Source organism: Rhizobium sp. KNZ2-6A, assembly GCF_056755475.1.
Genome location: NZ_JBNDIC010000019.1, coordinates 34,187 through 58,697, shown reverse-complemented (window position 1 = coordinate 58,697; position 24,511 = coordinate 34,187). Strand labels below are relative to the sequence as shown.

The window sequence follows — 24,511 nt, the reverse complement described above, 5'->3', positions numbered from 1 at the left end:
CAGACCTTCGAATGCCGGCGCCAAGCCGGTGCGCTGGGAAAGCCTCGATGATTATCTTGCGTTCGGTCCTGTTCAATACCGTCTTCTATGCCAATCTGATCATTCGCATGATCGTGCTGACGCCGATCTATTTCCTGATGCCGCGCAAGGCGGCCTATGCAATTCCCAAGGCATGGGCCCAATCGAGCACATGGCTGATGGAAAAGATCGTCGGCACGACCTTCGAGATCGAGGGCCTGGAGAACATTCCGAAGGGCAGCTACATCTTTGCCCCCAAGCACCAGTCCTTCTGGGATACTTTCGCGCTGCTGCCCTATCTCGACGATCCGGTCTATATCCTGAAGCGCGAGCTGATATGGATTCCGCTCTTCGGCTGGTATGCGAAGAAGCAGCGCATGATCCCGGTGGATCGCAGCGCGCGCGGCAAGGTGATGTTCGACGTGTTGAAGCGCACCCGGGAAGAGCTCGCGACTGGCCGCCAGCTCATCATCTACCCCGAGGGAACCCGTCGCCCGCCGGGCGCCGAACCCCTCTACAAATACGGCATCGCCCGCATGTATCGCGACCTTGGAATACCCGTCGTCGCCGTTGCCATGCATCCCGGCCTGTTCTGGCCGCGCCGGACCTTCCGCAAATATCCGGGCCACTTCAAGGTGCGTATCCTGCCGCCGATCGAGCCCGGATTGGATCCGGATGCCTTCTTCGCGCGTTTGATCGAAGAAACCGAAAAGGCGAGCGACGAACTGCTGGTCGAAACGATCGCCGAAAACCCGCATCTCCCCATTCCGCCAACAGCGGCCCAGCGCCTGGCGGAACTCGGCAAGGCGAAGCCGGTGACTGCGGCGGTTTGAACTCCTGCGATGGCTCACGAAGGAGGGCTGGCTAGGAGGCCTTTCGCATCCGTTCCACTTCTCCGACGACCTGTTCAAGCCAGTGATCGCGGATGCCCATGTCGCGCAGATGCGTTAGTGTATTGAAGACATAGGCATCGTTCGGCCCGGAGCGCCCGCTGGCAGCTTCCACCACATGGGCCGCCTCCACCGCATCCAATGCCCCGGCATATTGCCTGTGCGCGCGGTCGACGACATAGGTGACGGCGGTGACGCGCCGGCCATCGGCGAGCCGGATCGGCAACGTCTTTTCGAGATAGACATTGGTGACGAGTTCGCGCTCGCGCAGATAGGCCAGCACCTCGTCCCAATCGGAAGCCGGGACACGGAAGGCCATGCCGCGGCAGGAACCGCCGCGATCGAGGCCGAGGACCAGGCCGGGGCTGGCCTCTGTGCCGCGATGGACCCAGGAACGGACGCAGAGTGAGCGACGGTAACCGAAAATGAGGGCCTCGGCCCGTTCGTCATAAGCAAAGCCCGGATTCCACATGAGGGATCCGTAGCCAAACACCCAAAATTCGTCCATATCCAACGCCAAATCACTGTGAAGCTTCAGTCCAACCATTGGAGAACAACATGCCAGCGTCAAGCCAGAGCGTAACGACCGGTCGAGGCAAACGTCTGTGGCTCATCCTGCTGGGGCTCGTGGTGATCCTGGGCGGCCTCTACACAGGTGGATGGTATTACGCGACCAGTTTCGTCAGGACCAACGTCCTGAAGGCGCTCGGCCAGCAGAATAGCGCCGGCGTTGCCGGCAAATGCGAGAACATGGCCTTCAACGGCTTCCCCTTTTCCATCGGCCTAACCTGCGACACCGTGACGGTCGACAACCAGACGCGCGGCGTTTCCGCCAATTTCGACACACTCAGCGCATCGGCGCCGGTCTTCCAGCCCAATCACGTCAGCTGGAGCCTGAAATCTCCCGCCGAATTGCGCACGACCGCAGGCCTGACCGTATCGGCGGAATGGACCGATCTGCAATCGAATCTCGTCGCCAGGGGCCGCGGCGTTGCGCAGACCCAGACCGTCATCAATGGGCTGAAGGCGGGCATCGTCTCGTCCTTCACCGGCCAGAGCGTGAATGTCACCGCCGCCCATACCGAGATGCATGCCAGCCAGAACGGCAGCGACCTGGATTTTGCCATCGGCGTCGAAAACGCCAATGCCGTGATCAAGGATTTTCCGCAGACCCTGCCGACCGCATCGACCAGCGCTAACGTGACGCTGTCAGGCAAGGCCGGCCTGCTCGACGGCAGCGACCGCGAGGGCCTTCGCGGTAGCGCGGGCGTGCTGCATCAGGCCGTTATCGATATCGGCGACGGCCGCATCATGACGCTTTCCGGCCCCTTCAATTTCGATGATGAGGGATTTCTATCCGGCCAGTTCAAGCTGGAGATCAATCAGATCGAGCCCTGGGGCGATAGCCTGACCGCGGCGCTCCCCGCCGCCAAGAACATCATCAAGACGGCCACGAAGATGCTGAAGGCCCTCGCCAACGGCGCCGACAAGGTCTCCGTCGATCTCACCGCCGATCGCGGCCGCCTCTCGCTCAGCGGCTTCATCCCGCTCGGCAAGATCCCGCCGATCTGAGGCCTGACATCTTCGCCCCAACGGGGAGAAGGTGGACACGAACGGCAGAGTGAAACGAAGCCGAGAGTGGCCGGATGAGGGAGACCCCTCACGAATGCCCCTCATCCGCCCTTTCGGCCACCTTCTCTCCGAGGTCAGAAGGCAGAAGAGCGGCTATTCCTTGGCATCCAGCGCGTGACGGCCGAAGTCGGGCACGTCGACATCCTGGCCGGCTTCGACGATCGAGCGGCGAATGGCGCGCGTGCGGGTGAAAAGTTCGAATATCTTGTCGCCGTCCCCCCAACGGATGGCGCGTTGCAGCGATGCGAGATCTTCCGAGAAGCGCGATAGCATCTCCAGGATGGCATCGCGATTGTGCAGGCAGACGTCGCGCCACATGGTCGGATCGGACGCGGCAAGGCGCGTGAAGTCGCGGAAACCGGAAGCCGAATATTTGATGACTTCCGATTCGGTCACCGTCTCCAGATCATCGGCGGTCCCGACGATGTTGTAGGCGATGAGGTGCGGCAGATGCGAGACGATCGCCAGCACCTTGTCGTGATGCTCCGGATCCATCTCGTCGACGCGAGAGCCCAGCGTTTCCCAGAAGGCGCGAAGCGTCTTGATTGCGGCTTCGTCCGTGCCGGGAACCGGCGTGAAGATGCACCAGCGTCCCTTGAACAGCCCCGGGAAACCCGCATCCGGTCCGGATTTCTCCGTTCCCGCCAGCGGGTGGCCCGGGATGAAATGCACGTTGGAGGGCATATGCGGCTGCATCTGCGCGATGACCGAGGCCTTGGTCGAGCCAACATCGGTGACGATGGCGCCCGGCTTCAGATGCGCGGCGATTTCCTTGGCGACACTCTCCGAGGCACCGACCGGTACGGAAACGATAACGAGATCGGCGCCTTTCACTGCTTCGGCCGAGGACGGCGTATAGCGATCGCCGAGCTTCAGCTCCTCGGCGCGCTTCAGCGTTTCGGCGCTGCGTGTCGAGATCACCACGTCCTTGGCAAGGCCCAACCGCTTGATATCATGGGCGATTGAAGAACCGATCAGGCCGATACCGATCAGCGCGATGCGGTCGAACTGGATCGTGCTCATACCTTGCGTCCCATAAATTCGGTCAGGGTGTCGATGACGCCGAGATTGGCCTCTTCAGTCCCGATGCTCAAGCGCAACGAATTCGGGAAGCCATAGGCCCGGACGGCACGCAGGATATAGCCGCGGCTCGTTAGGAAATCGTCGGCCTCGGCAGCGCGCTTGCCATCGCTATCGGGGAAATGGATCAGCACGAAATTCGCGACCGACGGCGTTACCTTGAGGCCCAGCGCTTCGAGCGCCGCCGTCATTTTCCCGATCCAGAGCGTGTTATGCGCGACGGCCCTTTCCGTGAAAGCCTGATCGCGAATGGCGGCCGCACCCGCGGCGATGGCCGCGCTGTTCAGGTTGAACGGAGCACGTACGCGGTTGATCGCATCGACGATATCGACCGGGGCATACATCCAGCCGATACGAAGGGCTGCCAGGCCGTAAACCTTGGAGAAGGTACGCGTCATGACGACATTCTGGTTTGCCGAAACGAGCTCAAGGCCGGCTTCGTAATCGTTGCGGCGGACATATTCGGCATAGGCAGCGTCAAGGATGAGAATGACGTGCTTGGGCAGGCTTGCCTGCAGGCGGCGGATCTCGCTGACTGGCACGTATGTTCCAGTGGGATTGGCAGGGTTGGCAATGAAGACCATTTTGGTCTTCTCCGTGACCGCCGCGAGGATCGCGTCGACATCGACGGTGCAATCCTTCTCCCTGACCGTAACCGGCGTCGCCCCGGCGGCCATGATCTGGATCTTGTAGACCAGGAAGCCGTGTTCGGTGATGATGCCTTCGTCACCGGTGCCGAGATAGGTGTGGCAGAGCAGGCCAAGCAGCTCATCCGAGCCGGCGCCGCAGAGGATATTGGCCACATTCAGCCCATGCACGTCCGCGATCGCCTGGCGCAATTCCTTGGCCTGGCCATCCGGATAGCGCTCGAGATTGCCGGCAGCGCCACGGAAGGCTTCGATGGCCTTGGGGCTGGCGCCAAGCGGCGTCTCGTTCGAGGAGAGCTTGAACACGCGCGCAACGCCCGGCGCATGCTCCTTGCCCGGCACATAGGCTGCGATATCGAGAATGCCGGGACGCGGGACGGGCTTGCTCATTTCCATGCTCATGGGATCGACCTTGGGAAAGACCGGAAAATTCCGGTTTATGACACCCCGTCGCATTAAAGCGGATTGATAAATTTGTCGAGTGTCGGCGCTCGGCCGAAAGCATTAGACGCCATCGCGCGTCGTCGGTATGCCGCGCGGCGCCAGCACCGGCACGAAGACGCGGCGCGAGGCGCGGACGGCAACCGGCAGCCCCTGGTAGAGCCGCTTCTGCGCCTCGACGATGATGACGCCGGAGAAAGCGGGCCAAAGGGTACGGCCGATCCGCTCGAAAGCGCGGCGCAGCCGCAGCACCGTGCGCAGCTTCGAAGGCGGAAAGAACAGCGCCTCGGCCGTCGCACCCGGTGTGAAATTGGTTTCGCGCAGCAGCGATGTCAGCTGCCCGCGCGAATAGGGCCGGCCGGAGCCGAACGGCGTGTGCTCCATCCGCGCCCAGACGCCACGGCGGTTCGGCACGGCGATGACGAGCCGCCCACCCGGCGCCAGCACCCGCCAAAGCTCCTTCAAGGTCTCGCGCGGGCTTTCGGCGAATTCAAGCGAATGCACCATCAGCACACGGTCGATCGAACTATCGGGCAATGGCAGCTCTTCATCGAAAATCAGCGCCGTCGACGATGCCGATCCCATCGGCCAGTTCACCGCCCCTTGTCCGGCCGGCATGAAGGCGAAGGTGCGTTCGGTATCGGCGCGGAAGCGATCGAGATAGGGGACGGCATAGCCGAGGCCGACAAGCCGCTCCTCCGGCATACGCGCCCAGATGGAGGAAAGCGCCATGGCAATTGACTGCTCCGCCAAGCGACCGAGCTCGGAATGATAAAACTGGCGGAGATCGACGATATCGGTATGCATCGAAACAAATGTTATCAGCCGAACGTTGGACTTCAAGGCCGATCGACTTACATTCTGTACCAACGGAAAAGACGAGGACGATTTTGACCATGAAACCATTGGAATTAGAGATATTTATCTGCCGTTCCGACAATTACGGCGTCTTGGTCCACGATCCCGAAACCGGGTTGACGGCATCGATCGACGCTCCGGAGACGAATGCGATCCTGGAGGCGGCCGAACGCCGCGGCTGGACGATCAGCCATATCCTGACGACCCATCATCACACCGATCATGTCGAGGGCAATCTGGCGCTGAAGGAGCAGTTCGGCTGCGAGATCATCGGCCCGATCAACGAGGCCGTTGCCATTCCCGGCCTCGATCGCGCCGTCGCCGACGGCGATACATTCGAGTTTTCCGGCCATACGGTCAATGTTATCGAAACGCCCGGCCATACCGCCGGTCATGTCTGCTATCATTTTGCCGACGACAAGCTGCTCTTTGCCGCCGACACGCTGTTCGCGCTGGGTTGCGGTCGCCTCTTCGAACGGCCGGCAACGGATATGTGGGCCTCCCTGCAGAAGCTTGCGGTCCTGCCGGACGAAACGGCCGTCTATTTCGGCCACGAATATACGCTCTCGAACGCCCGCTTCGCGCTGACCATCGATCCCGCCAATGAGCGGCTGAAGGCGCGCGTCGCCGATATCGAGGCATTGAGGGCGGAAGGCAAGTTCACCATTCCGACGACGCTGGCATTGGAGAAGGAAACGAACCCGTTCCTGCGCGCCGCCGATCCGGCGATCCGCCGCCACCTTTTGATGGAAAGCCGCAGCAACGACGAGGTCTTTGCCGAGATCCGCAAGCGCAAGGACAATTTCTGATGCATGCAAAAGAGATTATCGAAACGCTTTCCATGCAGCGGCATCCGGAAGGCGGCTGGTATGTGCAGACGTTCCGGGACGAGAACGGCGGCCCACGCGGCCACTCCACGGCGATCTACTATCTGCTTGAGGCCGGCGATCGCTCGCATTGGCATCGGGTGCACGATGCAGCCGAAGTCTGGCACTACTATGCCGGCGCACCGCTCGCCCTGCACCGCTCGGCCGACGGCAAGGCCAGTGAAAGGCTCGTTCTTGGCATCGACTTGGCGAAGGGCGAGCGCCCGCAGGCGATCATTCCGGCCAACTGGTGGCAATCGGCCGAAAGCCTCGGGCAATTCACGCTTGTCGGCTGCACGGTCGCGCCCGGCTTCGAATTTTCAAGCTTCGAGATGGCGCCGCCGGACTGGAAGCCCGCCTCGGGCTGAACCTCCTTTACCTTTCATTGACATCACGCGGCATGCGGCCAGACGGCGCGGAGCAACGGCCTTGAAAAAGCGTCGCGCTGTGTCAGCTTTACACGGGGGGAGAGAATATTGATTCATTTGGAGGAGGTTTTTTCGTGCGTTTGTTGTTTCCTTTGCTCGTCGTGGCAGGTTGTATCATGAGCGTTCCTGCCCTTGCCCTTGATGCGCCGGCTTCGCCGCCCGCCGCCCACCCTCTGAAAAACTTCGTGACCTCGGTGGAAAAGGACGGCTCGATCACCTTCCGCCTTTATGCGCCCTCGGCAAAAGCCGTCTCCGTCGTCCTCGGCTCACGCGATCCGATCGCCATGCAACGCGGTGACGATGGCACCTGGAACGCCAAATCCGAGGTGCTGAAACCCGATCTCTACGAATATTATTTCAATATCGACGGTTTCCGCAGCATCGACACCGGCACCAATGCGCCGAAGCCGCAGCGGCAGGTCAACACCAGCCTGATCCTGGTGCCCGGCAGCATTCTCGATACCCGCAACGTGCCGCATGGCGACTTGCGGCTGGTGACCTTGCATTCCAAGGCGCTGGATTCGGAACGGCAGATGTATGTCTACACACCGCCCGGCTACACCGATTCCTCCAAGCCGCTGCCGGTGCTCTACCTCTATCATGGCTTCGGCGATACGGTGGGATCCTGGGTCCTCCAGGGGCGCGCGCCGCAGATCTTCGACAATCTTCTTGCCGAGAAGAAGATCGAGCCGATGATCGTCGTCATTCCCGATACGGAAACCGACGTGCCGAATGCGATCGCCGAGAACTTCCCCGCCGCCGATCGTCGTGCGAATTTCTATCCGGCCAATGCCGAGGCTGCCGACCGCGAACTGACGGAAGATCTCATTCCGTACATGAAGAAGCACTACCGGGTGCGAAACGACACCGATGACCGTGCCGTTGCCGGCCTGTCACAGGGCGGATATCAGGCTCTCGTCTCCGGCCTTTCCCATCTCGACACCTTCGGCTGGGTCGCGACCTTCAGCGGCGTCAGCACGACGACCGTTCCGAACAAGACCGTCGACGCCGTGCTCAACGAGCCGGAAAAGATCAACAAGGCACTGCACAACTTCACCGTAACGGTCGGAAGCAAGGATCAGGTCGTCGGCAAGGATGTCGCCGGCCTGAAGTCGACGCTGGACCAGAAGAAGATCAAGCACGAGTATCACGAATATCCGGACCTCCAGCATGAGATGGATGTCTGGCGGCCCTCGCTCGTAGCCTTCCTGGAAAAGGTCTTCAAGAAATAACGTCCAGATTAGGCCGCAGACTCATAGGCTTTTAAATCCACATACGAGCAGCGAAGAGCTAGATGGCGGCAATCACGAGGCTCCCTTCCAGACCCCTCAATCGGCCACTTGCTCTCCTGGCAAGCAGTTTTATGAGTTTGCGGCTTGGAGATTGGAAAATGGCGCTCAAGCGGATGGACAACATAGGAATCGTCGTCGAAGACCTCGAAGGGACGATTGATTTCTTTCGCGAACTTGGCCTCGAGCTCGAAGGGCGGGCCATGATCGAAGGAGAATGGGCCGGACGCATCACTGGACTGGGCGATCAGCGTGTCGAGATTGCCATGATGCGCACACCGGACGACCACAGCCGGCTCGAGCTCTCCCGCTTCCTCGCGCCGCCTGTCGTCGCAGATCACAGGAACGCCCCGGTCAACGCCCTGGGCTACCTCCGCGTCATGTTCGCCGTTGACGACGTCGACGAGACGCTTGAAAGGCTCCGCACGCGCGGCGCGCAACTCGTAGGCGAAGTGGTCCAGTATAAAGACGCGTACCGGCTCTGCTACATCCGCGGGCCTGAAGGGCTGCTCATCGGACTCGCCCAAGAACTGAGCTGAGCGCTTACGACGACAATGACTAGGGAACCGGCGGCGGGTGTGGCGGAGCTATTCCGCCGCTTCCGCTTGCGCCTGTGCGGAGTTGTCCCGACGCAGAATCATCCGATGCGCTGCCAGGACTGCACCGCCGGTCACGAGCAGGCAGGCAAGCGCAATGCCCCAACTCGGCTCGGCAAAGCCGAACAGCGTCAGGATCAGCGTCGATAGCAGCGGCGCGGCATAGCTTGCCGCGCCGAGGATCTGGATATCGCCGTTCTTGACGCCGTAATCCCAGGCATAAAAGGCAGCCCCGACGGGAAAGAGGCCCAATCCAAGGACTGCGATCCACTGCGCCGCGCTCTCCGGCCAGATGGTTTCTTCCAGGCCGAGATGGCAGAAAAAGGAGAGAATCGATGTTGCCAGGCAGAAGATGGTAACGACGTCGGTGGAAACGGCCTCGAAGCGGCGGGTGATCAGCGAATAGCCGGACCAGGTGAAGGCGCAGAGAAAAGCCGCGCCATAGCCGACGGCATAGGCGCCCTCGAAATGAAAGCCGTTGCGGCCGACGATCAGAATCGTACCCGAAAGCCCCATCAGCGCACCGACGATATGATACCAGCGCAGTCGCTCGCCGGGCAGCAGCGCCGAGCCGACGACGATCAGCAGCGGCCAGAGATAGGCAATCAGGCCCGCCTCCACCGCAGGCGCGTGCCGCAATGCCGTGAAATAGAGGAAATGATAGCCGAACAGGCCCGCAATGCCTGTGATCCAGACCTTGGCGGGCTGGCGCAGCAGCTGCAGCCGCTCGGGCCTCAGCAGAAGAACGACGATGCCCGGAATACTGCCGATCGCAAAACAGACGGCAAGCAGCTGGAAGGGTGGCATCTTGCCGGAGGCGACAGTCAAAAGCGCCAGAAACGACCACATCAGAATGGCTGAAAAGCCTGTCAGCGTCGCACGAAATTTCATCCCTGCCCCCAGCCTATTGCTGCGGACGTCTGCGGCCCGCTAAAGCAACCCCACGAAAAATGTACAAAAATTTTCCACCGAAAATTGAGTAGAAATAACTGGGAGAATCGTCAAGCGCTTCTGCGAAACGGCAGCCCGGTCTAGCTGCCGTATTTTACGGCGGTAATCGTCACCGTCCCATATTGCGTCGGTATGCGGACGTAGACCGGAGCATATACATTCATGGTATCGGCCTTGGCAAACCAGATCTCCATGCCGTCGCTCTTGGCGAGGTAGAGGTAGTCCTTGCGTGTGCTCTTATAGCCGCTCTTCGGCGTGAAGCGCACGCCGCAGGCAACCGTCTTGCCCTTGAAGCCTTCCGTCGAGAAGGGATGAGACCCCTTCGGCGACAGCTTCAGATCCATCCGCATCTCGCCGTCAAAGACGGCCAGCGTCTGATTGCAGAGATTGAGGCTGGGCGTGATAGGAAAGATCATGCCTGATATCGGATCGAGCACGGATTTCAGATCGCTTTCCGTGATGGGGACCCAGGTATCCGACCGCTTCGGTTCGGGCGTGATCGTGTTCGACGTCACATTGCCGTTGGTATAGGCGACATCATAGGTGCGCTCCCTCTTCCCGCTTTTGTAGAAGAGCGTGTAGTGCGTCGCCTGCAGCTTTGTATCGTTGACGACGCCGGTCACATCCGTCCTGGCATCGATGGAGGTGACAAGATCGGCAAGACCCGCGGAGGTGATATCGCCGCGGATGGTGAACTGCTTGCCGGTGACTTCCGTTTTGAAATCCGCCCTGGCGATCGGCAGGCCCGCCAGCGAAACGCGATAGCGCGTTTCATGCCGCAGCACATCGGCCAATGCCATCGACGGCATCGACGCGACGATCGCTGAAATGAGAAACCACTTGCGAATTTGAACCATGATCAAGGCCTTCAACGAGGATCAGGCAAGTTATATAGTTGCTTTGCTCGCCTGCTGCGAGCGCCAGACAACAGCAGCTTTTTGACGGAATTGCGGGAAAAGGCAAGGTTTGGCTTGACGCGGCCGGCCTGTCTGACTATAGAACCGCAACTTTCCAATTATGGCCTGTTGGATTGCGCGTCGGGCTTTGCCCGGGATGTCTATCCGATGGCCGAGAAAAACAAAAGTAGGTGTACCATGTCCCGCATGTGCGAATTGACCGGCAAGGCCGTCCTCGTGGGCAACAATGTCAGCCACGCCAACAACAAGACCAAGCGTCGGTTCCTGCCGAACCTCTGCCAGGTCACGCTGATCTCCGACGTTCTCGGCCAGCGCTACCGCCTGCGCGTTTCCGCTGCAGCGCTCCGCTCGGTCGAGCATCGCGGTGGTCTGGACGCTTTCCTCATCAAGGCAAGCGAAAACGAACTCAGCATGCGCGCCCGCCTGCTGCGTCGCCAGATCGTCAAGAAGTCCGCTGAAGCTGCAGTCGCTGCCTAAGCAGCACTAGCGTTTCGCGATTTCATACCGGCTAAGAGGCTTGCACGGATCATCTCCGGACAAGCCTTTTTCCATGTCCGGTTTCCTTCAACTGGTGGCATCTCCCAGGATAAAAAAATGCTGACGGCACGTCACACTATTATCTACGTTCTGCTGATGACGCTGGTCGTCGTCGCCTCCAACATCCTCGTGCAGTATCCGCTGCAGGCGACGCTCGCCGGCATCAATCTTGCGGATATCCTCACCTGGGGCGCCTTCACCTATCCGGTCGCCTTTCTCATCACCGACCTGACCAACCGTCAGTTCGGCCCGAAGGCCGCGCGCAAAGTGGTGCTTGCCGGTTTCGTCGTCGGCGTCGCCCTGTCGTTTTATACCGCACAGCCGCGCATCGCGATCGCCTCCGGCTCGGCCTATCTCGCCGGCCAGCTGCTCGACATCTCGGTCTTCAACCGCCTTCGCCGCATGGCCTGGTGGCGCGCTCCGCTCTTCGGCTCGCTCATCGGCTCATTGCTCGATACGCTGATCTTCTTCTCCTTCGCCTTCGCGCCCTTCTTCGTCTTCTTCGGGCCGAACGATCCCTTCGCGATCGAATGGGCTCCGATTCTCGGCGCATTCTCTTCGTCGGCGCCGCGCTGGATCTCCTGGGCTATCGGCGATTTCTCCGTCAAGACGACGGTCGGCCTCGTCATGCTGCTGCCCTACGGCGCGCTGATGAATGTGCTGAAGCCGATGTCGCAGGCGCCTACCGCCTGAATTCCTGACGATTCGCTGCGCATCCCCATTCCTTGAGCAAAGAAATGGCGGGCGGAACCGACCGCCCGCCATTTCTATTTCTGGCTGACGAGATTGTCGTCGCGCAGGCGAAACTCGAGCATCAGGCTGCGCTGCAGGATCGAATGATTGTCATCGGAAACCAGGATGAGATGCAGGGAGCCATCGACGGCGCGAAAGACGTCTATGCCCTCCATATTGTCGATCTGATCTCTGCTCCCGGCCTCGAAGATCACATTGCCGTCCACGACGGCGCCTGGCTTGATATCCGCGCCGGCGATGCGGCGGATACGCAAGCCAAGGCCATGTGCCAGCCCGAAGCGCCGCTCCAGCAGCAATAGATCCCCGTCGGGCGTAAAGACGCCATCGCTGACATTGAAGCCGTCGTAATGCCGAACGGCAAATCGACACGGGAGCGGCCCGTCCAGGACGGCAGCCGGCATATTACCCTGCTCGTCCAGACCGTCTTCCGCGACGACGACGGCGCCTCCCGCAAGTGGACTTGACCGTGGCGCGATCATCAGCGCCTCGAGGCTGCGATTGGCGCGCAGCTGCCATCTGGGGATCGGGAGTGGGATGGTCCCGTCAGGCGGCGAAACCTCGAAGCCGGGATCGGGGTAGACATCGACGCGATGATACTGCTCGTAGCTGACGAGGACTTGGCCGCCGCGCAGCGCCAGCCCTTCGGCATCCAAATCCCCCTTACCGGCATCGGTACCGCCGTCGCGGTCGATCATCGGCGAGATCCGCGCGTCACCGATGCCCATCAAACGGCCCGTCTCGTCACGCTCTACAGCGCCGGTGAGCCAGTGGCCTGTATCGAGCACCGAGATGAAATGCCGCTGGTCGGGGCGAAAACGAATGGCCGAGATGGCGCCGAGTAGCGGATTGCCCGAACTGAGCTCGAGGCCGCCGAGGAACTCCAGCGCACCGAAGCGCGATTGATCGGAGCCGGACCTGAAGGTGGAAATCACCCTTGCCTGAATGGCAGCCGAGCCACCCTTGTCGGAATCACTTGCGGAACTGCAGCCCGCGAGCAGGCCGGCAAGCATGGCCATCACGCAGGCGCATCTCCCAGCAGCCGGCAAGCGCCGGGAACCGGCGCCGCCGGATGGAAAGGACACCGGCCATAAGGCCGATGCCGCGGGACGCCGAGGCGGGCTCAGCTGGCGCGGCGCATGCGCGAGCGCGGCATGCTGGTCTGATCCTCGAACAACGAGGCAAGCTGCTCCGTCATTGCTCCGGCCAGTTCGTCGGCGTCGACGATGGTGACGGCGCGACGATAGTAGCGTGTCACGTCATGGCCGATGCCGATGGCCAGCAATTCCACAGGCGAACGCGTCTCGATCTGATCGATCACGGCGCGCAGGTGCCGCTCCAGATAATTGCCCGGATTGACCGACAGGGTGGAATCATCGACCGGGGCACCATCCGAAATCATCATCAGGATACGGCGCTGCTCGCGGCGCCCGAGCAGGCGGTTGTGCGCCCAGATCAGCGCCTCGCCGTCGATGTTCTCCTTGAGCAGGCCTTCGCGCATCATAAGGCCAAGATTGCTGCGAGACCGTCTATAGGGCTCGTCCGCGGACTTGTAGATGATATGGCGCAGATCGTTCAGCCGGCCCGGCGTCTGCGGCTTGCCGCTGGCAAGCCACTTCTCGCGCGCCTGTCCGCCCTTCCAGGCCTTGGTGGTGAAGCCGAGGATCTCGACCTTGACGCCGCAGCGCTCCAGCGTTCGCGCCAGAATGTCGGCACAGGAGGCGGCAACCGTGATCGGGCGGCCGCGCATCGAACCGGAATTGTCGATCAGCAGCGTCACGACCGTATCGCGGAACTGCGTATCGCGCTCCATCTTGAAGGATAGCGCCTGCGTCGGGTCGATGATCAGGCGCGGCAAGCGCGCCGGATCGAGATAACCCTCCTCCAGATCGAAGTCCCAGGAGCGGTTCTGCTGCGCCATCAGGCGGCGCTGCAGGCGGTTGGCGAGGCGCCCCACGGCGCCCTGCAGATGCGCGAGCTGCTTGTCGAGGAAGGCGCGCAGGCGCTCGAGCTCGGCCACGTCGCACAGCTCCTGCGCTGTCGTGGTCTCGTCGAACTCCTCGGTATAGACGTGATAGTCGACCTTCTCGTTGAAATCGGCAAAGGGCGTATTCGGACGGCGGGTCTCGCCCGGCGTTTCCGAATCTTCCTCGCCTTCTTCGCTCATATCGTCGTCGGAGATTTCGCCGCCGTCTTCGGTCGCGCCGTCGTCCATCTGCTCGTCGGAGGCTTCGCTGTCCTCCGCCGGTGCGGCGTCGGCGCCCTCGTCTTCCTTGACGTCGTCGTTATCCTGGTCCTCGCCGCTCGGCTTGTCCTCTTCGCTCTGCTGGTCCTCGCTGTCGGGGTCGGACTGCTCGTCGCCATATTCCTCGGCCATCTCCATGGCCGTCAGCATGTTGCGCACGATACGGGCGAAACTCTGCTGATCGTTGATGGACGAAAGCAGATTGTCGAGATCGCCACCGGTTTTCTCTTCGATGAAGGGGCGCCAGAGATCGAGCACCTTGCCGGCGCTTTCCGGCGGCTTCTGGCCGGTCAGCTTCTCGCGCACGATCATCGCCATGGCTTCGCCGATCGGCGCATCCTCGCGCCGCTCGATGCCGGAGAAATTCGCCTTGGCGTATTTCTCCGTATTCATCGAGTTGATGTTGGCGGCAACGCCGCTCATGCGCAGCGAGCCGATCGATTCGACGCGCGCCTGCTCGACCGCATCGAAGATGCTGCGGGCATCGGCCCCCTGCGGCGCCATGACGGCATGCACACGCGCATCGTGACAGGCAAGCCGCAGCGCCATCGAATCGCCGAGGCCCCGCGTCACCGCAAGCTCGTGCGATGTCGGCCGTTTCGAAAGCTCCGGCAAGCGGATGCACTCGCCGGTCATGCCCGGGCGTTCATTGGCAAAGGCCACCTCGACCTCGGCATCGCCGGCGATCGAGCGGACACAGCCGGTGATCGCCCGGCGCAACGGCTCCATGTCCACCGGTGCACCCGGCTTCGCTTTGGAATTATCTCCGCGACCTGACATGATGTATCGGCTTTTCCCTAAAGCAATTCCAGGAAAAATGCATAGCAGTTTTCTATCTGGAATTGCGTCAAAACAAAAAGATAGAACGTTTTCGCGATTCGAAGAAAAGCGGAAATGTTCTAGGCTTCGAGCACGATGTTGGCGGCACTTTCCTTCAGCTCGACGCCGAAGGCGCGCTGATAGTGCTCGGCGACCAGCGGACGCTCCAGCTCATCGCACTTGTTGAGGAAGGTGACACGGAACGCAAAGGCGATATCGCCGAAAATCTCCGCATTCTCAGCCCAGGTGATGACCGTACGCGGGCTCATGACGGTCGACAGGTCGCCGTTCATGAAGGCCGCACGCGTCAGGTCGGCGACACGCACCATCTTGGAGACGGTATCGCGGCCCTTCTCGTTGCGGAAGGACTTCACTTTCGCCAGCACGATATCGACTTCGTTATTGTGCGGCAGGTAGTTCAGCGTCGTCACGATCGACCAGCGGTCCATCTGTGCCTGGTTGATCTGCTGCGTGCCGTGATAAAGACCCGTGGTATCGCCGAGGCCGATGGTGTTGGCGGTCGCAAACAGGCGGAAGGCCGGGTGAGGACGGATGACGCGGCTCTGGTCGAGCAGCGTCAGGCGGCCCGAAGATTCCAGCACGCGTTGGATGACGAACATCACGTCCGGACGGCCGGCATCATATTCGTCGAAGACGAGCGCGACATTGTGCTGATAGGCCCAGGGCAGGATGCCGTCCTTGAATTCGGTAACCTGCAGACCGTCCTTGACGACGATCGCATCCTTGCCGACGAGATCGATACGACTGACATGGCTGTCGAGGTTGATACGCACACAAGGCCAGTTGAGGCGCGCGGCGACCTGCTCGATGTGGGAGGACTTGCCGGTACCGTGATAGCCCGAAATCATCACGCGGCGGTTATGAGCGAAGCCGGCGAGAATGGCGAGCGTGGTCTCGCGGTCGAAGAGATAGTCCGTATCCAGATCGGGTACGTAGGCGCCGCCCTTGCTGTAGGCCGGAACGCGGATGTCGGAATCGATGCCGAAGACTTCACGGACCGAAACAGTGGTGTCGGGAACTTCGGAAATATCAAGGTCAATCTTGCTCATCATGTCTCCAGGGCGGGTGGCTCTCACCTTGCCATATCAATCTCAGCCGTTTTAGCCGATACGCCGCAGCTTTTTTGCCCGCATCCGTTCGGTCGGAACAACGGCGATACTTCTCCGGGACTAAAGCAAAATCTCGGCGCGATAATATGATCGCTTGCGAGCATCCTTGAACAGAGTCCCGGACAAGAAACGCCGCGTCCGGAAAGTTGGCCGAGGTGCAGCCAGCCAAATGCGCACCCTGCCGCGGTTGCCCGCAGCTTCAGCCGATTTGGACCATACCTGATTGAAGGCGGAGAGCAAGGACAGGAATTAACAAAAACCGTTCTGCTTCAATAATTGATAGGCCTGAATGACCGCGCGAAAACGCTCCTCCGACCCGCGGTCGCCGCCGTTGGCATCGGGGTGGTGCATTTTCACCAATTCCTTGTAGCGACGCTTGATCTCCGGCGCCGTGGCGGTGGCGCCAAGCCCCATCGTATCGAAGGCCTTCGCCTCCAGCGTCTTCAGCTTGCGCTGCTGCGGGAACCGCGGGCCTCGGCCTTGCCCCTCTCCCTCCTTGACGAAGCCGAAGGGATCGCGGACGCGGGAATAGGAGCCGGAGCGGATATCGGATTGAAGCGGGCTGTTCTTGGCAGCCTTGTTGACGCCCACGGTCCAGGTCGGACGATGGCCGGTGATGGCTTCCTTCTGGTAGCGCGCGATCTCCCCGTCCGAGAGGCCGGAGAAATAATTATAGCCCTTGTTGTATTCCTTGACGTGCTCGAAGCAGAACAAAAAGAATTGCCCTTCCGCATTGCGCCCGACCGGGGCGCGATGCGTACCGTGCTTGTCGCAGCCGTCCCACTGGCAGGTCGGCGGGCCTTGCTCGGGCTCCTGCGCGCGCTTGCGGCGAGTACGAATGCGATCGAAATATTTTGAATCAAGTCTCATGGCGCCCTAATTATGGGGCCTTGGTTACCCCACAACAAGAATTGACAAACAGGAATGTTATAGGCTTTGTGGGAGCCTTTTTTCGTGAGCGAGGTTGACGCGGGAATATGGAAACGACACTGCAATCCCGCATTGAGCGGAAGCTCAACGACGCTTTCGCGCCTGAGCGCCTTGCCGTCATCAATGAAAGCCACCTGCACGCCGGCCATCAGCCCGATATGACAGGAACCGGCGAAACCCATATAAGAATTCGCATCGTTTCCGCCAAGTTCACGGGCATGCCGCGCCTGGCGCGCCACAGGGCGATCAACGAATTGTTGAAACCGGAACTGGATGCCGGCCTGCATGCGCTGGCCGTGGAGCCTGCAGCACCTGGCGAAACGGTCCGCTGGTAGTCGGCGACCGACCGCGTCTCAGGATGGCTTCACTTCTTCCGTCTCGGCGGGGCGGATGCGCAGCTTGGTGATACGGTTCTTTTCCCGCTTCATGACGATGAAGCGCTTGCCGTAGAAGGTGAAGGCCTGACGCTCTTCCGGGATGGTCATCGATTCGTGGATGACGAGACCGGCGATCGTCGTCGCCTCCTCATCGGGCAGGTGCCAGTCGAGCGCGCGATTGAGGTCGCGAATCGGCACGACGCCATCGACGACGATCGAGCCGTCGGCCTCCTGCCGCACACCCTGGATGTCGAGATCGTGCTCGTCGGCGATATCTCCGACGATCTCTTCCAGAATATCTTCAAGCGTCACGATGCCCTGCACCTCGCCATATTCGTCGACGACGACGGCGAAATGCTGCTTGCGGCGCAGGAAGGCGTTGAGCTGGTCTTCGAGGTTGGTGCTGTCGGGCACGAACCAGGGCTTTTGCGCGATTTTGACGATGTCGAGATTTTCCGGTTCGACATTTCGTTCCGCCAGCGCCCGCAACAGATCCTTCGCATGGACGACGCCGATGATGTTGTCGATCGTGCCGCGCCAGAGCGGCATGCGCGTATAGGGGCTATCGAGGATCGCGCGCACCACCACTTCGGGCGGGTCATCGGCATTGATGGCGCGCATCGCCGTACGGTGCACCATGATGTCGGAAAGCTCCAGCTCGCCGAGATCGAGCACGCCGCCAAGACGGTCGCGGTCGGCCTTGACGACCGATCCTTCGCGATGAAGCAGGTCCACGGCGCCGCGCAGCTCTTCATGGGCTGACAGCATCGATACTTCCTTGGAGAGGTTGATGCCGAAAATGCCGAGAATCCAGCGAACGATGGCGTTGACGAAGCTCGAGACAGGACCGACGACAGCGACAAACAGTCGCACCGGCGCGGCCACGTTGAGCGCAAATCGATCCGGGGTCGAAATCGCCCAGCTCTTCGGCAGCACCTCAGCGAAGATGACGAGGATGACGGTCATCGCAGCCGTCGCCAGCGCCACGCCGGAATTGCCGAACAGGCCGAGGAACACGCTGGTCGCCAATGACGACGACAGAATGTTCGCGAGATTGTTGCCGATGAGCAAGGTGCCGATCAGGCGGTCGCGACGCTCGATGAGGCGGCGCACGACGCCGGCGCTTTCGTCGCCATTGGCCTCCAGCGTGTGGATTCGCGTCCGGGAGACCGCGGTCAGCGCCGTTTCCGAACCGGAGAAGAATGCCGACAGCAGCACGAGCACGACGATCGAGGCGATCTCGGGCCAATATTCGAATAATACAGCCAGCGTGCCTTCGACCGTCATCAGGGATGCTTTTCCTTCAGGAAGCTCAAGACCTCCGAGGACGGCACATCGTCCGCAACGAAGGACTGGCCGATGCCGCGCGTGAGGATGAAGGTGAGCTTGCCGCTCTTGACCTTCTTGTCTTGCGCGATCGCGTCCATCAGCGTTTCGGCCGGCGGCAGTTCCCCGGGGATATCATCCATCCGGGTCGGCAGGCCGACGGCCTTCAGATGCGCCTCGACGCGCTTTGCGTCATCGGGGCTTGCGAGATTGAGGCGTGCGGAAAATTCATGCGCCAGCACCATGCCGATCGCGACGCCTTCTCCATGCACCAGCCGGCGGCTATCGTAAGCGGTGGCCGCCTCGAGCGCGTGGCCGAAGGTGTGGCCGAGGTTGAGCAGGGCGCGAGGACCATTTTCGCGCTCGTCGGCAACGACGACATCGGATTTCGCCTGACAACTCGCCGCGATCGCCTCGATGCGCGCCGCACCGCCGGCAAAGACTTGCCTCCAGTTGGCCTCGAGCCAGGCGAAGAAATCCGGCTTGTCGATCAGGCCGTATTTGGCGACCTCGGCGTAACCGGCGCGGAATTCGCGTTCGCTGAGTGAATTCAGCACATCGGTATCGGCAAGCACCAGATCCGGCTGATGGAAGACGCCGATGAGGTTCTTGCCGTGATGGGTGTTGATGCCGGTCTTGCCGCCGACCGACGAATCCACCTGCGACAGCAGCGATGTCGGCACCTGGACAAAACGAACGCCTCGGCGCACGATTCCGGCGGCAAAGCCAGAGAGATCGCCGATGACGCCGCCACCGAGCGCGATCACCGCATCGTTGCGCTCCACGCGAGCGGTCAGCACCGCGTCGCAAACGGTCATGAGATGCTCGAAGCTCTTGGTCTTTTCGCCGGCCGGCAACACGAGGCTGGAAGCCTGGATATCAGCAGCTTCGAGGCTGGCGATCAACGCATCGAGATAATGCGCCGCGACGTTTTCATCCGTAATAATGGCGGCCTTGCGGCCCTTCAGCCGCGCGGCGATCTCGCGCCCGGCGCGCGCGATCAGGCCGGGGCCGATCAGGATATCATAGGCGCGCTCGCCGAGAGGCACGCGCACGAGGCGCTCTGCTGAAGCCGGTGTGATCGCATTCATGGTACTTTGCTTTCTGCTTTCTTTCCCTCGGCGATGGCGGCAAGAACTTCCTGGACCATGATTTCCTTGCTTACGTCGCGGGATAGAACCGTAAGATCGGCTTCCGCATAGATCGGATAGCGCGCATTCATCAGGTTCTCGAGGGTCTGTTTCGGATTCTCGGTCTTGAGCAGGGGGCGCGTGTCACGCTTGTTGACCCGATCCCACAGCACGTCGAGATCGGCCTTCAGCCAGACGGAAAGGCTGCCGCGCTTGACATGCAGCCGTGTGCTTTCGTTGATGAAGGCGCCGCCACCCGTCGAGACGACGCGCGGCCCGCCCTTGAGGAGACGTTTGATGACGCGCGTTTCCAGCGCCCGGAACTCCAGTTCGCCATAGGCGGCGAACAGTTCGGCGATCGTCATGCGCGACACGCGCTCGATTTCGACGTCCGTATCGACGAAGGGAATACCAAGCTGCTGTGCCAAAAGCCGGCCGACCGAGGATTTGCCCGCACCCATCAATCCCACGAGGACAAGATTGCGCTGGCCCAGCGCAGCGCGCGCCTTGTCTTTGAGGCTTTCGGCAAGGGTCAGGACTTGTTCACTCATCGGCCCATTCACAATTTCTTTGGAAACGGTATCGTCAAATGCACCGGTAGCGTCAAGACGCCGCTATCGTAAACATGTCTGCAATATCCTTCAGCTAACGCTTGGCGGACATAATTATTGCTCATCGCCGGGCCAATGAAAGAGAGAAGGAGAGTTTTCGAATGCCAACCCTGTTTCGCTTCCTTGTCATCTGCGCGGTCATCGCCGGATCGATATATGGGGCGATGTGGGCACTCGTGCTCTTTGTCGATCCGCAGCCGCGCGATGTAACGATCCGCATTCCGCCGGAGCGCCTCAACCCGCCGACAACAGGCTCGCTGAAACCATGAGTACACCGGCCGTGAACGCAAAAGCCGGCGCGCGCGATCTGGGACGAGCGCACCTGGAAGCCTTCCTGGAGATGATGAGCGCCGAGCGCGGCGCGGCGGTCAATACGCTGCAGTCCTATCAGCGCGATCTCGACGATCTCCATTCCTTTCTGTCCGGCCTCGGTGTCCGCCTGACGGAAGCCGGCGCCAACGATCTCGGCGCCTATCTTTCCAGCCTGTCGAGCCAGGGCTTCAAACCGTCGTCGCAGGCTCGGCGGCTTTCCGCCATGCGGCAGTTCTATAAGTTCCTTTATGCGGAAGGCCTGCGGACGGACGACCCTACGGGAATTCTCGATGCGCCCAAGAAGGGCCGCGCCCTTCCGAAGACCATGGGCGTCGACGAGGTGACACGGCTTCTGACACAAGCTGAACAGGAAGCAGCCGTCGAAGGACCAGACCGGCTGCAGCGCCTGCGCATGCTGGTGCTCCTGGAAATGCTTTACGCCACGGGCATGCGCGTCAGCGAGCTCGTCTCCCTGCCGGCAAAGGTGCTGGATCAGGAGGGCCGCTTCCTGATGATCCGCGGCAAGGGAAACAAGGAACGGCTGGTGCCGCTGTCGCAATCCGCCATTTCGGCCTTGAAGACCTATGGACGGCTGCAGGCGGAGATTGCGGCAAGTGCCAAACAGCCCGCTCCTGAAAGCCCATGGCTTTTCCCCGCCGCCTCCAAGCAAGGCTATTTGCCGCGTCAGGTCTTTGCGCGCGATCTCAAGGATCTTGCCATTCGCGCGGGCCTGACACCCTCGATGATCTCGCCGCATGTGATGCGCCATGCCTTCGCGAGCCATCTTCTCGCCAATGGCGCGGACCTGCGCGTGGTGCAGGAACTTCTCGGCCATTCGGATATTTCGACCACGCAAATCTACACCCATGTGCTGGAAGAACGCCTTCATCAGCTTGTGCAAACGCATCACCCCCTTGCCAAACAGGCAAAAAAACAGGATTAGGACCGGCATACAGGCTGAAGCCGCCGTCTCTCGTCACGGGCAAAAGGATCGGAAACGCACCTCATGCACAATTATCTCGACTTCGAAAAACCCATCTCGGATCTCGAAGGCAAGATTCACGAGCTCAAGAAACTGGCGAGCGAAGACGAAAGCATCGACACATCGGACGAAGTCGGGCGGCTTGAAATCCGCGTCCGCGAGGCGATGGCCGATATCTATTCCAAGCTCAATGCCTGGCAGAAGACGCAGGTCGCCCGCCATCCGCAGCGCCCGCATTTCGTCGATTACGCCAGCACCCTCTTCACCGAATTCACGCCGCTGGCCGGCGACCGCAAATTCTCCGAGGATGCCGCCATTCAGGCCGGCTTCGCCCGTTTCCGCGGACAGCCGGTCGCCCTCATCGGCCAGGAAAAAGGCAACGACACCAAGAGCCGCCTGAAGCACAATTTCGGCAGCGCCCGGCCGGAAGGCTATCGCAAGGCGATCCGTGTCCTGGAAATGGCCGACCGCTTCCAGCTTCCGGTTATCACGCTGGTCGACACGGCCGGCGCCTATCCCGGCGTCGGTGCGGAAGAGCGCGGCCAGGCGGAGGCAATCGCCCGCTCCACCGAGATGTGTCTTGGCGTGAAAGTGCCGATCGTCTCCATCATCATCGGCGAAGGCGGGTCCGGCGGCGCGATCGCTATTGCCGTCGGCAACCGCGTCTATATGCTCGAACATTCGATCTACAGCGTGATTTCGCCCGAAGGCGCGGCCTCGATCCTGTGGCGCGATTCAACGCGCGCAAAGGAAGCCGCGACCAACATGAAGATCACCGCCGAAGACCTGAAGGGCCTCGGCATTGTCGACGGCATCATCCCCGAGCCCCTCGGCGGCGCGCACCGCGATCCCAATACGGTGATGGCCTCGGCCGGCGACACGATTGCGAACGCGCTTGGCGAGCTTTCCAGCCGTTCGGGCGAACAGCTGCGCAACGACCGGCGCCAGAAATTCCTTTCCATGGGTCGCAATCTCTAGCCCGTATTTGGAAAAAGTGATCGCTGAAAACGGGAATGAGGCCAAACCTTGGCCACATTTCCGTTATCGAAGCTGTTATGGCAAAAAAAAGCTTGCCGACGCGTTGCGGGCAGGTCATAGGCTGGTAAGGAATTTTCAAGTATAAGCCGTCTATGATTCCGTTTCATGCTTCGAGGGGAGTGGCGAAACAGATCAAGCTGCCGCTCTTCGCATTTATGGGCTAAGTCAGAATGCGCATCCGTCACCTTGCCTACGTCTCATTGATGGCGCTGTTACTCACCGGCTGCAACGATGCGCTGGACACGGCGTCGGTCGACCTGTCGACTGTCAAGAACAAGGTCGAGCAGCCGCTTCCGAGCCGTATCCTTGCCGATATGGCCAAGAAGGGCATGGACCGCAACTCGCCGATCATGATCCGCATCTTCAAGGAAGAAGGTGCGATGGAGATCCTGAAGGCGAACCAGAACAATCGCTTCGAAGTCATCGCGGATTACAAGATCTGCGCCTGGTCAGGGCGCTTGGGTCCGAAGGTGAAGGAAGGCGACCGGCAAGCACCGGAAGGCTTCTATATGCTGACGCCGGCCAACCTGAACCCGAATTCGAAATACTACCTCGCCATCAACACTGGCTTCCCGAACCGCTACGATGCCGCCAATGGCCGCACCGGCAACAATTTGATGATCCATGGCGCCTGCTCGTCGTCCGGTTGCTATTCGATGACCGACCAGCAGGTGCTGGAAATCTACGCCTTCGCACGCGACGCCTTCAAGGGCGGCCAGAAGGCCGTTCAGCTCGAAGCCTTCCCCTTCCGCATGACGGCGGAAAACATGTGGAAGCATCGCCTCAGCCCCAATATCGAATTCTGGAAGATGCTGAAAGTCGGCTACGATAATTTCGAAGTCACCAAGCGGCCGCCCGAGGTCGAGGTCTGCGAGAAGAAGTACGTCTTCAACCAGCAGGCCAGCGAACCGTTCAACGCCGGCGGCAAATGCCCGGTCATGACCACGCCGCCAGCCCTGCAGGTGGCGCTTGCCAACTATGACAAGCAATACCGGGACGATTATGCCATAGCCACGAAGAAGTATGACGGCATGGCCTGGTACGATCCTTCCGAAGCCGAGCGCAAGGCCATCGTCGCCAAGCAGCGCAAGGGTCACGATCTTGCCTATGCTCCAACCGGCACCGCACTCGCTGCCGGCAAGATGATGAAGGTTGCCGATCTGGAATCGATGACGTCTAACCAATCGGCACAGCAGATTGCGCGCGGCGGCACGGTAGCGAGCCCGACGGCCAATCCGTCGACTGCAAGCATCCGCGTGGCGAGCGCCGCTCCCGAGGCGACCGCCCTGCAGCCGGGCGGCCCCATGGTAGCCGCCAATATTCCGGCCAATGTGCCGATCCCCATGGCGAACCCGATGAACCAGGCCGTCAATCCGCTTGCCTATGCGCCGCCTCCGCCTGTCGAGACCGCGCAGACCGAAGCCAAGAAGCCGCCCTTCTGGAAGTTCTGGGCCAAGAGTGAATAACTCGGATAACGGGATCTATGATCTGCGCGGGCTGAAATGCCCCTACCCGGCGATCAAGACGGAAAAGCGCCTGCGCGGCATGGAAAGCGGCGCGACGCTGACCGTCGAGACGACCGACCCGCTGGCCGCCATCGATATCCCGCATCTCTGCAACGAGAAAGGCCATACGCTTCTCGCGAACGAGAAGACGGAAAGCGGCCATCGCTTCGTGATCCGGAGAGGCTGACGGTCGAGGCCATCCTCGT

General features: G+C 61.0%; 27 protein-coding genes. 14 read left to right on the top strand and 13 right to left on the bottom strand.

Annotated elements, in window-relative coordinates; all coding sequences use genetic code 11:
- Nucleotides 1-47: 47 nt before the first annotated feature.
- Entirely contained in the window at nt 48-851 is an 804-nt protein-coding gene (locus ACPYOP_RS15220; RefSeq protein WP_481411197.1) for a lysophospholipid acyltransferase family protein, read from the top strand.
- A gap of 31 nt (nt 852-882) precedes the next feature.
- Here the strand turns inward: ACPYOP_RS15220 and ACPYOP_RS15215 are convergent, their stop codons facing one another.
- Nucleotides 883-1,455 (bottom strand): gamma-glutamylcyclotransferase, encoded by a 573-nt coding sequence (locus tag ACPYOP_RS15215; protein WP_481411196.1) that lies wholly within the window; start codon nt 1,453-1,455, stop codon nt 883-885.
- An 11-nt stretch (nt 1,456-1,466) separates the two neighbouring features.
- Here ACPYOP_RS15215 and ACPYOP_RS15210 point away from each other — a divergent pair, with 11 nt between their 5' ends.
- Nucleotides 1,467-2,480 carry a DUF2125 domain-containing protein gene (locus ACPYOP_RS15210; protein ID WP_481411195.1) on the top strand — a complete coding sequence of 338 codons (1,014 nt, stop codon included), beginning with the start codon at nt 1,467-1,469 and terminating at the stop codon, nt 2,478-2,480.
- A 153-nt stretch (nt 2,481-2,633) separates the two neighbouring features.
- Here the strand turns inward: ACPYOP_RS15210 and ACPYOP_RS15205 are convergent, their stop codons facing one another.
- The 3 genes from ACPYOP_RS15205 to ACPYOP_RS15195 all read right to left on the bottom strand — a co-directional run bounded on the left by ACPYOP_RS15205 (nt 2,634) and on the right by ACPYOP_RS15195 (nt 5,551).
- Complete coding sequence (locus ACPYOP_RS15205; RefSeq protein ID WP_481411194.1) at nt 2,634-3,563, bottom strand: prephenate/arogenate dehydrogenase family protein; 930 nt, start codon at nt 3,561-3,563, stop codon at nt 2,634-2,636.
- Nucleotides 3,560-4,669 carry a histidinol-phosphate transaminase gene (gene hisC / locus ACPYOP_RS15200; protein WP_481411193.1) on the bottom strand — a complete coding sequence of 370 codons (1,110 nt, stop codon included), beginning with the start codon at nt 4,667-4,669 and terminating at the stop codon, nt 3,560-3,562. The genes ACPYOP_RS15205 and hisC overlap by 4 nt, the downstream gene beginning before the upstream one ends.
- A 102-nt stretch (nt 4,670-4,771) precedes the next feature.
- Entirely contained in the window at nt 4,772-5,551 is a 780-nt protein-coding gene (locus tag ACPYOP_RS15195) for a class I SAM-dependent methyltransferase (RefSeq protein WP_481411192.1), read from the bottom strand.
- Nucleotides 5,552-5,604: 53 nt separating this feature from the next.
- Between ACPYOP_RS15195 and gloB the strand changes: the two genes are divergently transcribed.
- From gloB to ACPYOP_RS15175, 4 genes are all read left to right on the top strand, one after another.
- Entirely contained in the window at nt 5,605-6,375 is a 771-nt protein-coding gene (gene gloB, locus ACPYOP_RS15190) for a hydroxyacylglutathione hydrolase (RefSeq protein ID WP_481411191.1), read from the top strand.
- A complete protein-coding gene (locus ACPYOP_RS15185; RefSeq protein WP_481411190.1) occupies nt 6,375-6,800 on the top strand; it encodes a cupin domain-containing protein in 426 nt (141 codons plus the stop codon). Before gloB ends, ACPYOP_RS15185 begins: the two co-directional genes overlap by 1 nt.
- A gap of 176 nt (nt 6,801-6,976) precedes the next feature.
- Nucleotides 6,977-8,092, top strand: coding sequence for an esterase (locus tag ACPYOP_RS15180; protein WP_481411189.1), 1,116 nt, complete (start codon nt 6,977-6,979; stop codon nt 8,090-8,092).
- A gap of 158 nt (nt 8,093-8,250) precedes the next feature.
- Complete coding sequence (locus tag ACPYOP_RS15175) at nt 8,251-8,688, top strand: VOC family protein (protein WP_481411188.1); 438 nt, start codon at nt 8,251-8,253, stop codon at nt 8,686-8,688.
- 48 nt (nt 8,689-8,736) lie between these two features.
- On the opposite strand, the gene yddG is transcribed toward ACPYOP_RS15175, so the two are convergent.
- Nucleotides 8,737-9,636, bottom strand: coding sequence for an aromatic amino acid exporter YddG (yddG, locus tag ACPYOP_RS15170; RefSeq protein WP_481411187.1), 900 nt, complete (start codon nt 9,634-9,636; stop codon nt 8,737-8,739).
- 140 nt (nt 9,637-9,776) lie between these two features.
- Nucleotides 9,777-10,553, bottom strand: a complete 777-nt coding sequence (locus tag ACPYOP_RS15165; protein WP_481411186.1) for a DUF3108 domain-containing protein — start codon at nt 10,551-10,553, stop codon at nt 9,777-9,779.
- Nucleotides 10,554-10,790: 237 nt separating this feature from the next.
- On the opposite strand from ACPYOP_RS15165, the gene rpmB reads away from it, so the two are divergent.
- Together rpmB and ACPYOP_RS15155 are read left to right on the top strand one after the other, a co-directional pair.
- Entirely contained in the window at nt 10,791-11,090 is a 300-nt protein-coding gene (gene rpmB, locus ACPYOP_RS15160) for a 50S ribosomal protein L28 (protein ID WP_004107717.1), read from the top strand.
- Nucleotides 11,091-11,207: 117 nt separating this feature from the next.
- Nucleotides 11,208-11,843, top strand: a complete 636-nt coding sequence (locus ACPYOP_RS15155; protein WP_481411185.1) for a VUT family protein — start codon at nt 11,208-11,210, stop codon at nt 11,841-11,843.
- A 74-nt stretch (nt 11,844-11,917) separates the two neighbouring features.
- On the opposite strand, the gene ACPYOP_RS15150 is transcribed toward ACPYOP_RS15155, so the two are convergent.
- The 4 genes from ACPYOP_RS15150 to ACPYOP_RS15135 all read right to left on the bottom strand — a co-directional run bounded on the left by ACPYOP_RS15150 (nt 11,918) and on the right by ACPYOP_RS15135 (nt 16,964).
- Complete coding sequence (locus ACPYOP_RS15150) at nt 11,918-12,919, bottom strand: esterase-like activity of phytase family protein (RefSeq protein ID WP_481411250.1); 1,002 nt, start codon at nt 12,917-12,919, stop codon at nt 11,918-11,920.
- A 104-nt stretch (nt 12,920-13,023) separates the two neighbouring features.
- The gene (cobT, locus tag ACPYOP_RS15145; protein ID WP_481411184.1) at nt 13,024-14,925 is read right to left on the bottom strand and encodes a cobaltochelatase subunit CobT; all 1,902 of its coding nucleotides are present in this window, start codon (nt 14,923-14,925) and stop codon (nt 13,024-13,026) included.
- 119 nt (nt 14,926-15,044) lie between these two features.
- Nucleotides 15,045-16,034 (bottom strand): cobaltochelatase subunit CobS, encoded by a 990-nt coding sequence (gene cobS, locus ACPYOP_RS15140; RefSeq protein ID WP_481411183.1) that lies wholly within the window; start codon nt 16,032-16,034, stop codon nt 15,045-15,047.
- Between the two features lie 309 nt (nt 16,035-16,343).
- Nucleotides 16,344-16,964 (bottom strand): J domain-containing protein, encoded by a 621-nt coding sequence (locus ACPYOP_RS15135; RefSeq protein WP_004107729.1) that lies wholly within the window; start codon nt 16,962-16,964, stop codon nt 16,344-16,346.
- A gap of 107 nt (nt 16,965-17,071) precedes the next feature.
- Here ACPYOP_RS15135 and ACPYOP_RS15130 point away from each other — a divergent pair, with 107 nt between their 5' ends.
- Nucleotides 17,072-17,359 (top strand): BolA family protein, encoded by a 288-nt coding sequence (locus tag ACPYOP_RS15130; RefSeq protein ID WP_481411182.1) that lies wholly within the window; start codon nt 17,072-17,074, stop codon nt 17,357-17,359.
- Between the two features lie 18 nt (nt 17,360-17,377).
- Here ACPYOP_RS15130 and ACPYOP_RS15125 read toward each other — a convergent pair whose 3' ends face one another.
- Genes ACPYOP_RS15125 through ACPYOP_RS15115 form a run of 3 tightly spaced genes read right to left on the bottom strand, consistent with a single transcriptional unit; the run spans nt 17,378 to nt 20,408 of the window.
- Entirely contained in the window at nt 17,378-18,688 is a 1,311-nt protein-coding gene (locus ACPYOP_RS15125; protein ID WP_481411181.1) for an HlyC/CorC family transporter, read from the bottom strand.
- Entirely contained in the window at nt 18,688-19,818 is a 1,131-nt protein-coding gene (gene aroB / locus ACPYOP_RS15120; RefSeq protein ID WP_481411180.1) for a 3-dehydroquinate synthase, read from the bottom strand. Before aroB ends, ACPYOP_RS15125 begins: the two co-directional genes overlap by 1 nt.
- On the bottom strand, nt 19,815-20,408 hold the full coding sequence (locus tag ACPYOP_RS15115; protein ID WP_481411179.1) for a shikimate kinase: 594 nt from the start codon (nt 20,406-20,408) through the stop codon (nt 19,815-19,817). The genes aroB and ACPYOP_RS15115 overlap by 4 nt, the downstream gene beginning before the upstream one ends.
- Nucleotides 20,409-20,569: 161 nt before the next feature.
- On the opposite strand from ACPYOP_RS15115, the gene ACPYOP_RS15110 reads away from it, so the two are divergent.
- The 5 genes from ACPYOP_RS15110 (at nt 20,570) to ACPYOP_RS15090 (ending at nt 24,492) form a co-directional block, all read left to right on the top strand.
- Nucleotides 20,570-20,737, top strand: a complete 168-nt coding sequence (locus ACPYOP_RS15110; RefSeq protein ID WP_162943920.1) for a hypothetical protein — start codon at nt 20,570-20,572, stop codon at nt 20,735-20,737.
- The gene (gene xerD / locus ACPYOP_RS15105) at nt 20,734-21,723 is read left to right on the top strand and encodes a site-specific tyrosine recombinase XerD (protein ID WP_481411178.1); all 990 of its coding nucleotides are present in this window, start codon (nt 20,734-20,736) and stop codon (nt 21,721-21,723) included. Before ACPYOP_RS15110 ends, xerD begins: the two co-directional genes overlap by 4 nt.
- A 63-nt stretch (nt 21,724-21,786) precedes the next feature.
- Nucleotides 21,787-22,740: an acetyl-CoA carboxylase carboxyltransferase subunit alpha gene (locus tag ACPYOP_RS15100; RefSeq protein ID WP_481411177.1), complete on the top strand. Its 954-nt coding sequence runs from the start codon at nt 21,787-21,789 to the stop codon at nt 22,738-22,740.
- 230 nt (nt 22,741-22,970) lie between these two features.
- Nucleotides 22,971-24,266 carry a L,D-transpeptidase family protein gene (locus ACPYOP_RS15095; RefSeq protein ID WP_481411176.1) on the top strand — a complete coding sequence of 432 codons (1,296 nt, stop codon included), beginning with the start codon at nt 22,971-22,973 and terminating at the stop codon, nt 24,264-24,266.
- Nucleotides 24,259-24,492 (top strand): sulfurtransferase TusA family protein, encoded by a 234-nt coding sequence (locus ACPYOP_RS15090; protein ID WP_481411175.1) that lies wholly within the window; start codon nt 24,259-24,261, stop codon nt 24,490-24,492. Before ACPYOP_RS15095 ends, ACPYOP_RS15090 begins: the two co-directional genes overlap by 8 nt.
- Nucleotides 24,493-24,511: the final 19 nt, after the last annotated feature.

Bases quoted from the DNA above. Each gene is read 5' to 3' on its own strand.
- ACPYOP_RS15180 (WP_481411189.1), top strand. From the start codon at position 6,977: ATGAGCGTTCCTGCCCTTGCCCTTGATGCGCCGGCTTCGCCGCCCGCC.
- ACPYOP_RS15175 (WP_481411188.1), top strand. From the start codon at position 8,251: ATGGCGCTCAAGCGGATGGACAACATAGGAATCGTCGTCGAAGACCTC.
- xerD (WP_481411178.1), top strand. From the start codon at position 20,734: ATGAGTACACCGGCCGTGAACGCAAAAGCCGGCGCGCGCGATCTGGGA.
- ACPYOP_RS15210 (WP_481411195.1), top strand. From the start codon at position 1,467: ATGCCAGCGTCAAGCCAGAGCGTAACGACCGGTCGAGGCAAACGTCTG.
- ACPYOP_RS15130 (WP_481411182.1), top strand. From the start codon at position 17,072: ATGGAAACGACACTGCAATCCCGCATTGAGCGGAAGCTCAACGACGCT.
- ACPYOP_RS15100 (WP_481411177.1), top strand. From the start codon at position 21,787: ATGCACAATTATCTCGACTTCGAAAAACCCATCTCGGATCTCGAAGGC.
- rpmB (WP_004107717.1), top strand. From the start codon at position 10,791: ATGTCCCGCATGTGCGAATTGACCGGCAAGGCCGTCCTCGTGGGCAAC.
- ACPYOP_RS15220 (WP_481411197.1), top strand. From the start codon at position 48: ATGATTATCTTGCGTTCGGTCCTGTTCAATACCGTCTTCTATGCCAAT.
- ACPYOP_RS15115 (WP_481411179.1), bottom strand. From the start codon at position 20,408: ATGAGTGAACAAGTCCTGACCCTTGCCGAAAGCCTCAAAGACAAGGCG.
- ACPYOP_RS15205 (WP_481411194.1), bottom strand. From the start codon at position 3,563: ATGAGCACGATCCAGTTCGACCGCATCGCGCTGATCGGTATCGGCCTG.
- cobS (WP_481411183.1), bottom strand. From the start codon at position 16,034: ATGAGCAAGATTGACCTTGATATTTCCGAAGTTCCCGACACCACTGTT.
- ACPYOP_RS15165 (WP_481411186.1), bottom strand. From the start codon at position 10,553: ATGGTTCAAATTCGCAAGTGGTTTCTCATTTCAGCGATCGTCGCGTCG.
- ACPYOP_RS15125 (WP_481411181.1), bottom strand. From the start codon at position 18,688: ATGACGGTCGAAGGCACGCTGGCTGTATTATTCGAATATTGGCCCGAG.
- hisC (WP_481411193.1), bottom strand. From the start codon at position 4,669: ATGAGCATGGAAATGAGCAAGCCCGTCCCGCGTCCCGGCATTCTCGAT.
- ACPYOP_RS15185 (WP_481411190.1), top strand. From the start codon at position 6,375: ATGCATGCAAAAGAGATTATCGAAACGCTTTCCATGCAGCGGCATCCG.
- ACPYOP_RS15155 (WP_481411185.1), top strand. From the start codon at position 11,208: ATGCTGACGGCACGTCACACTATTATCTACGTTCTGCTGATGACGCTG.
- cobT (WP_481411184.1), bottom strand. From the start codon at position 14,925: ATGTCAGGTCGCGGAGATAATTCCAAAGCGAAGCCGGGTGCACCGGTG.
- ACPYOP_RS15150 (WP_481411250.1), bottom strand. From the start codon at position 12,919: ATGGCCATGCTTGCCGGCCTGCTCGCGGGCTGCAGTTCCGCAAGTGAT.
- ACPYOP_RS15215 (WP_481411196.1), bottom strand. From the start codon at position 1,455: ATGGTTGGACTGAAGCTTCACAGTGATTTGGCGTTGGATATGGACGAA.
- ACPYOP_RS15110 (WP_162943920.1), top strand. From the start codon at position 20,570: ATGCCAACCCTGTTTCGCTTCCTTGTCATCTGCGCGGTCATCGCCGGA.
- ACPYOP_RS15135 (WP_004107729.1), bottom strand. From the start codon at position 16,964: ATGAGACTTGATTCAAAATATTTCGATCGCATTCGTACTCGCCGCAAG.
- aroB (WP_481411180.1), bottom strand. From the start codon at position 19,818: ATGAATGCGATCACACCGGCTTCAGCAGAGCGCCTCGTGCGCGTGCCT.
- gloB (WP_481411191.1), top strand. From the start codon at position 5,605: ATGAAACCATTGGAATTAGAGATATTTATCTGCCGTTCCGACAATTAC.
- yddG (WP_481411187.1), bottom strand. From the start codon at position 9,636: ATGAAATTTCGTGCGACGCTGACAGGCTTTTCAGCCATTCTGATGTGG.
- ACPYOP_RS15095 (WP_481411176.1), top strand. From the start codon at position 22,971: ATGCGCATCCGTCACCTTGCCTACGTCTCATTGATGGCGCTGTTACTC.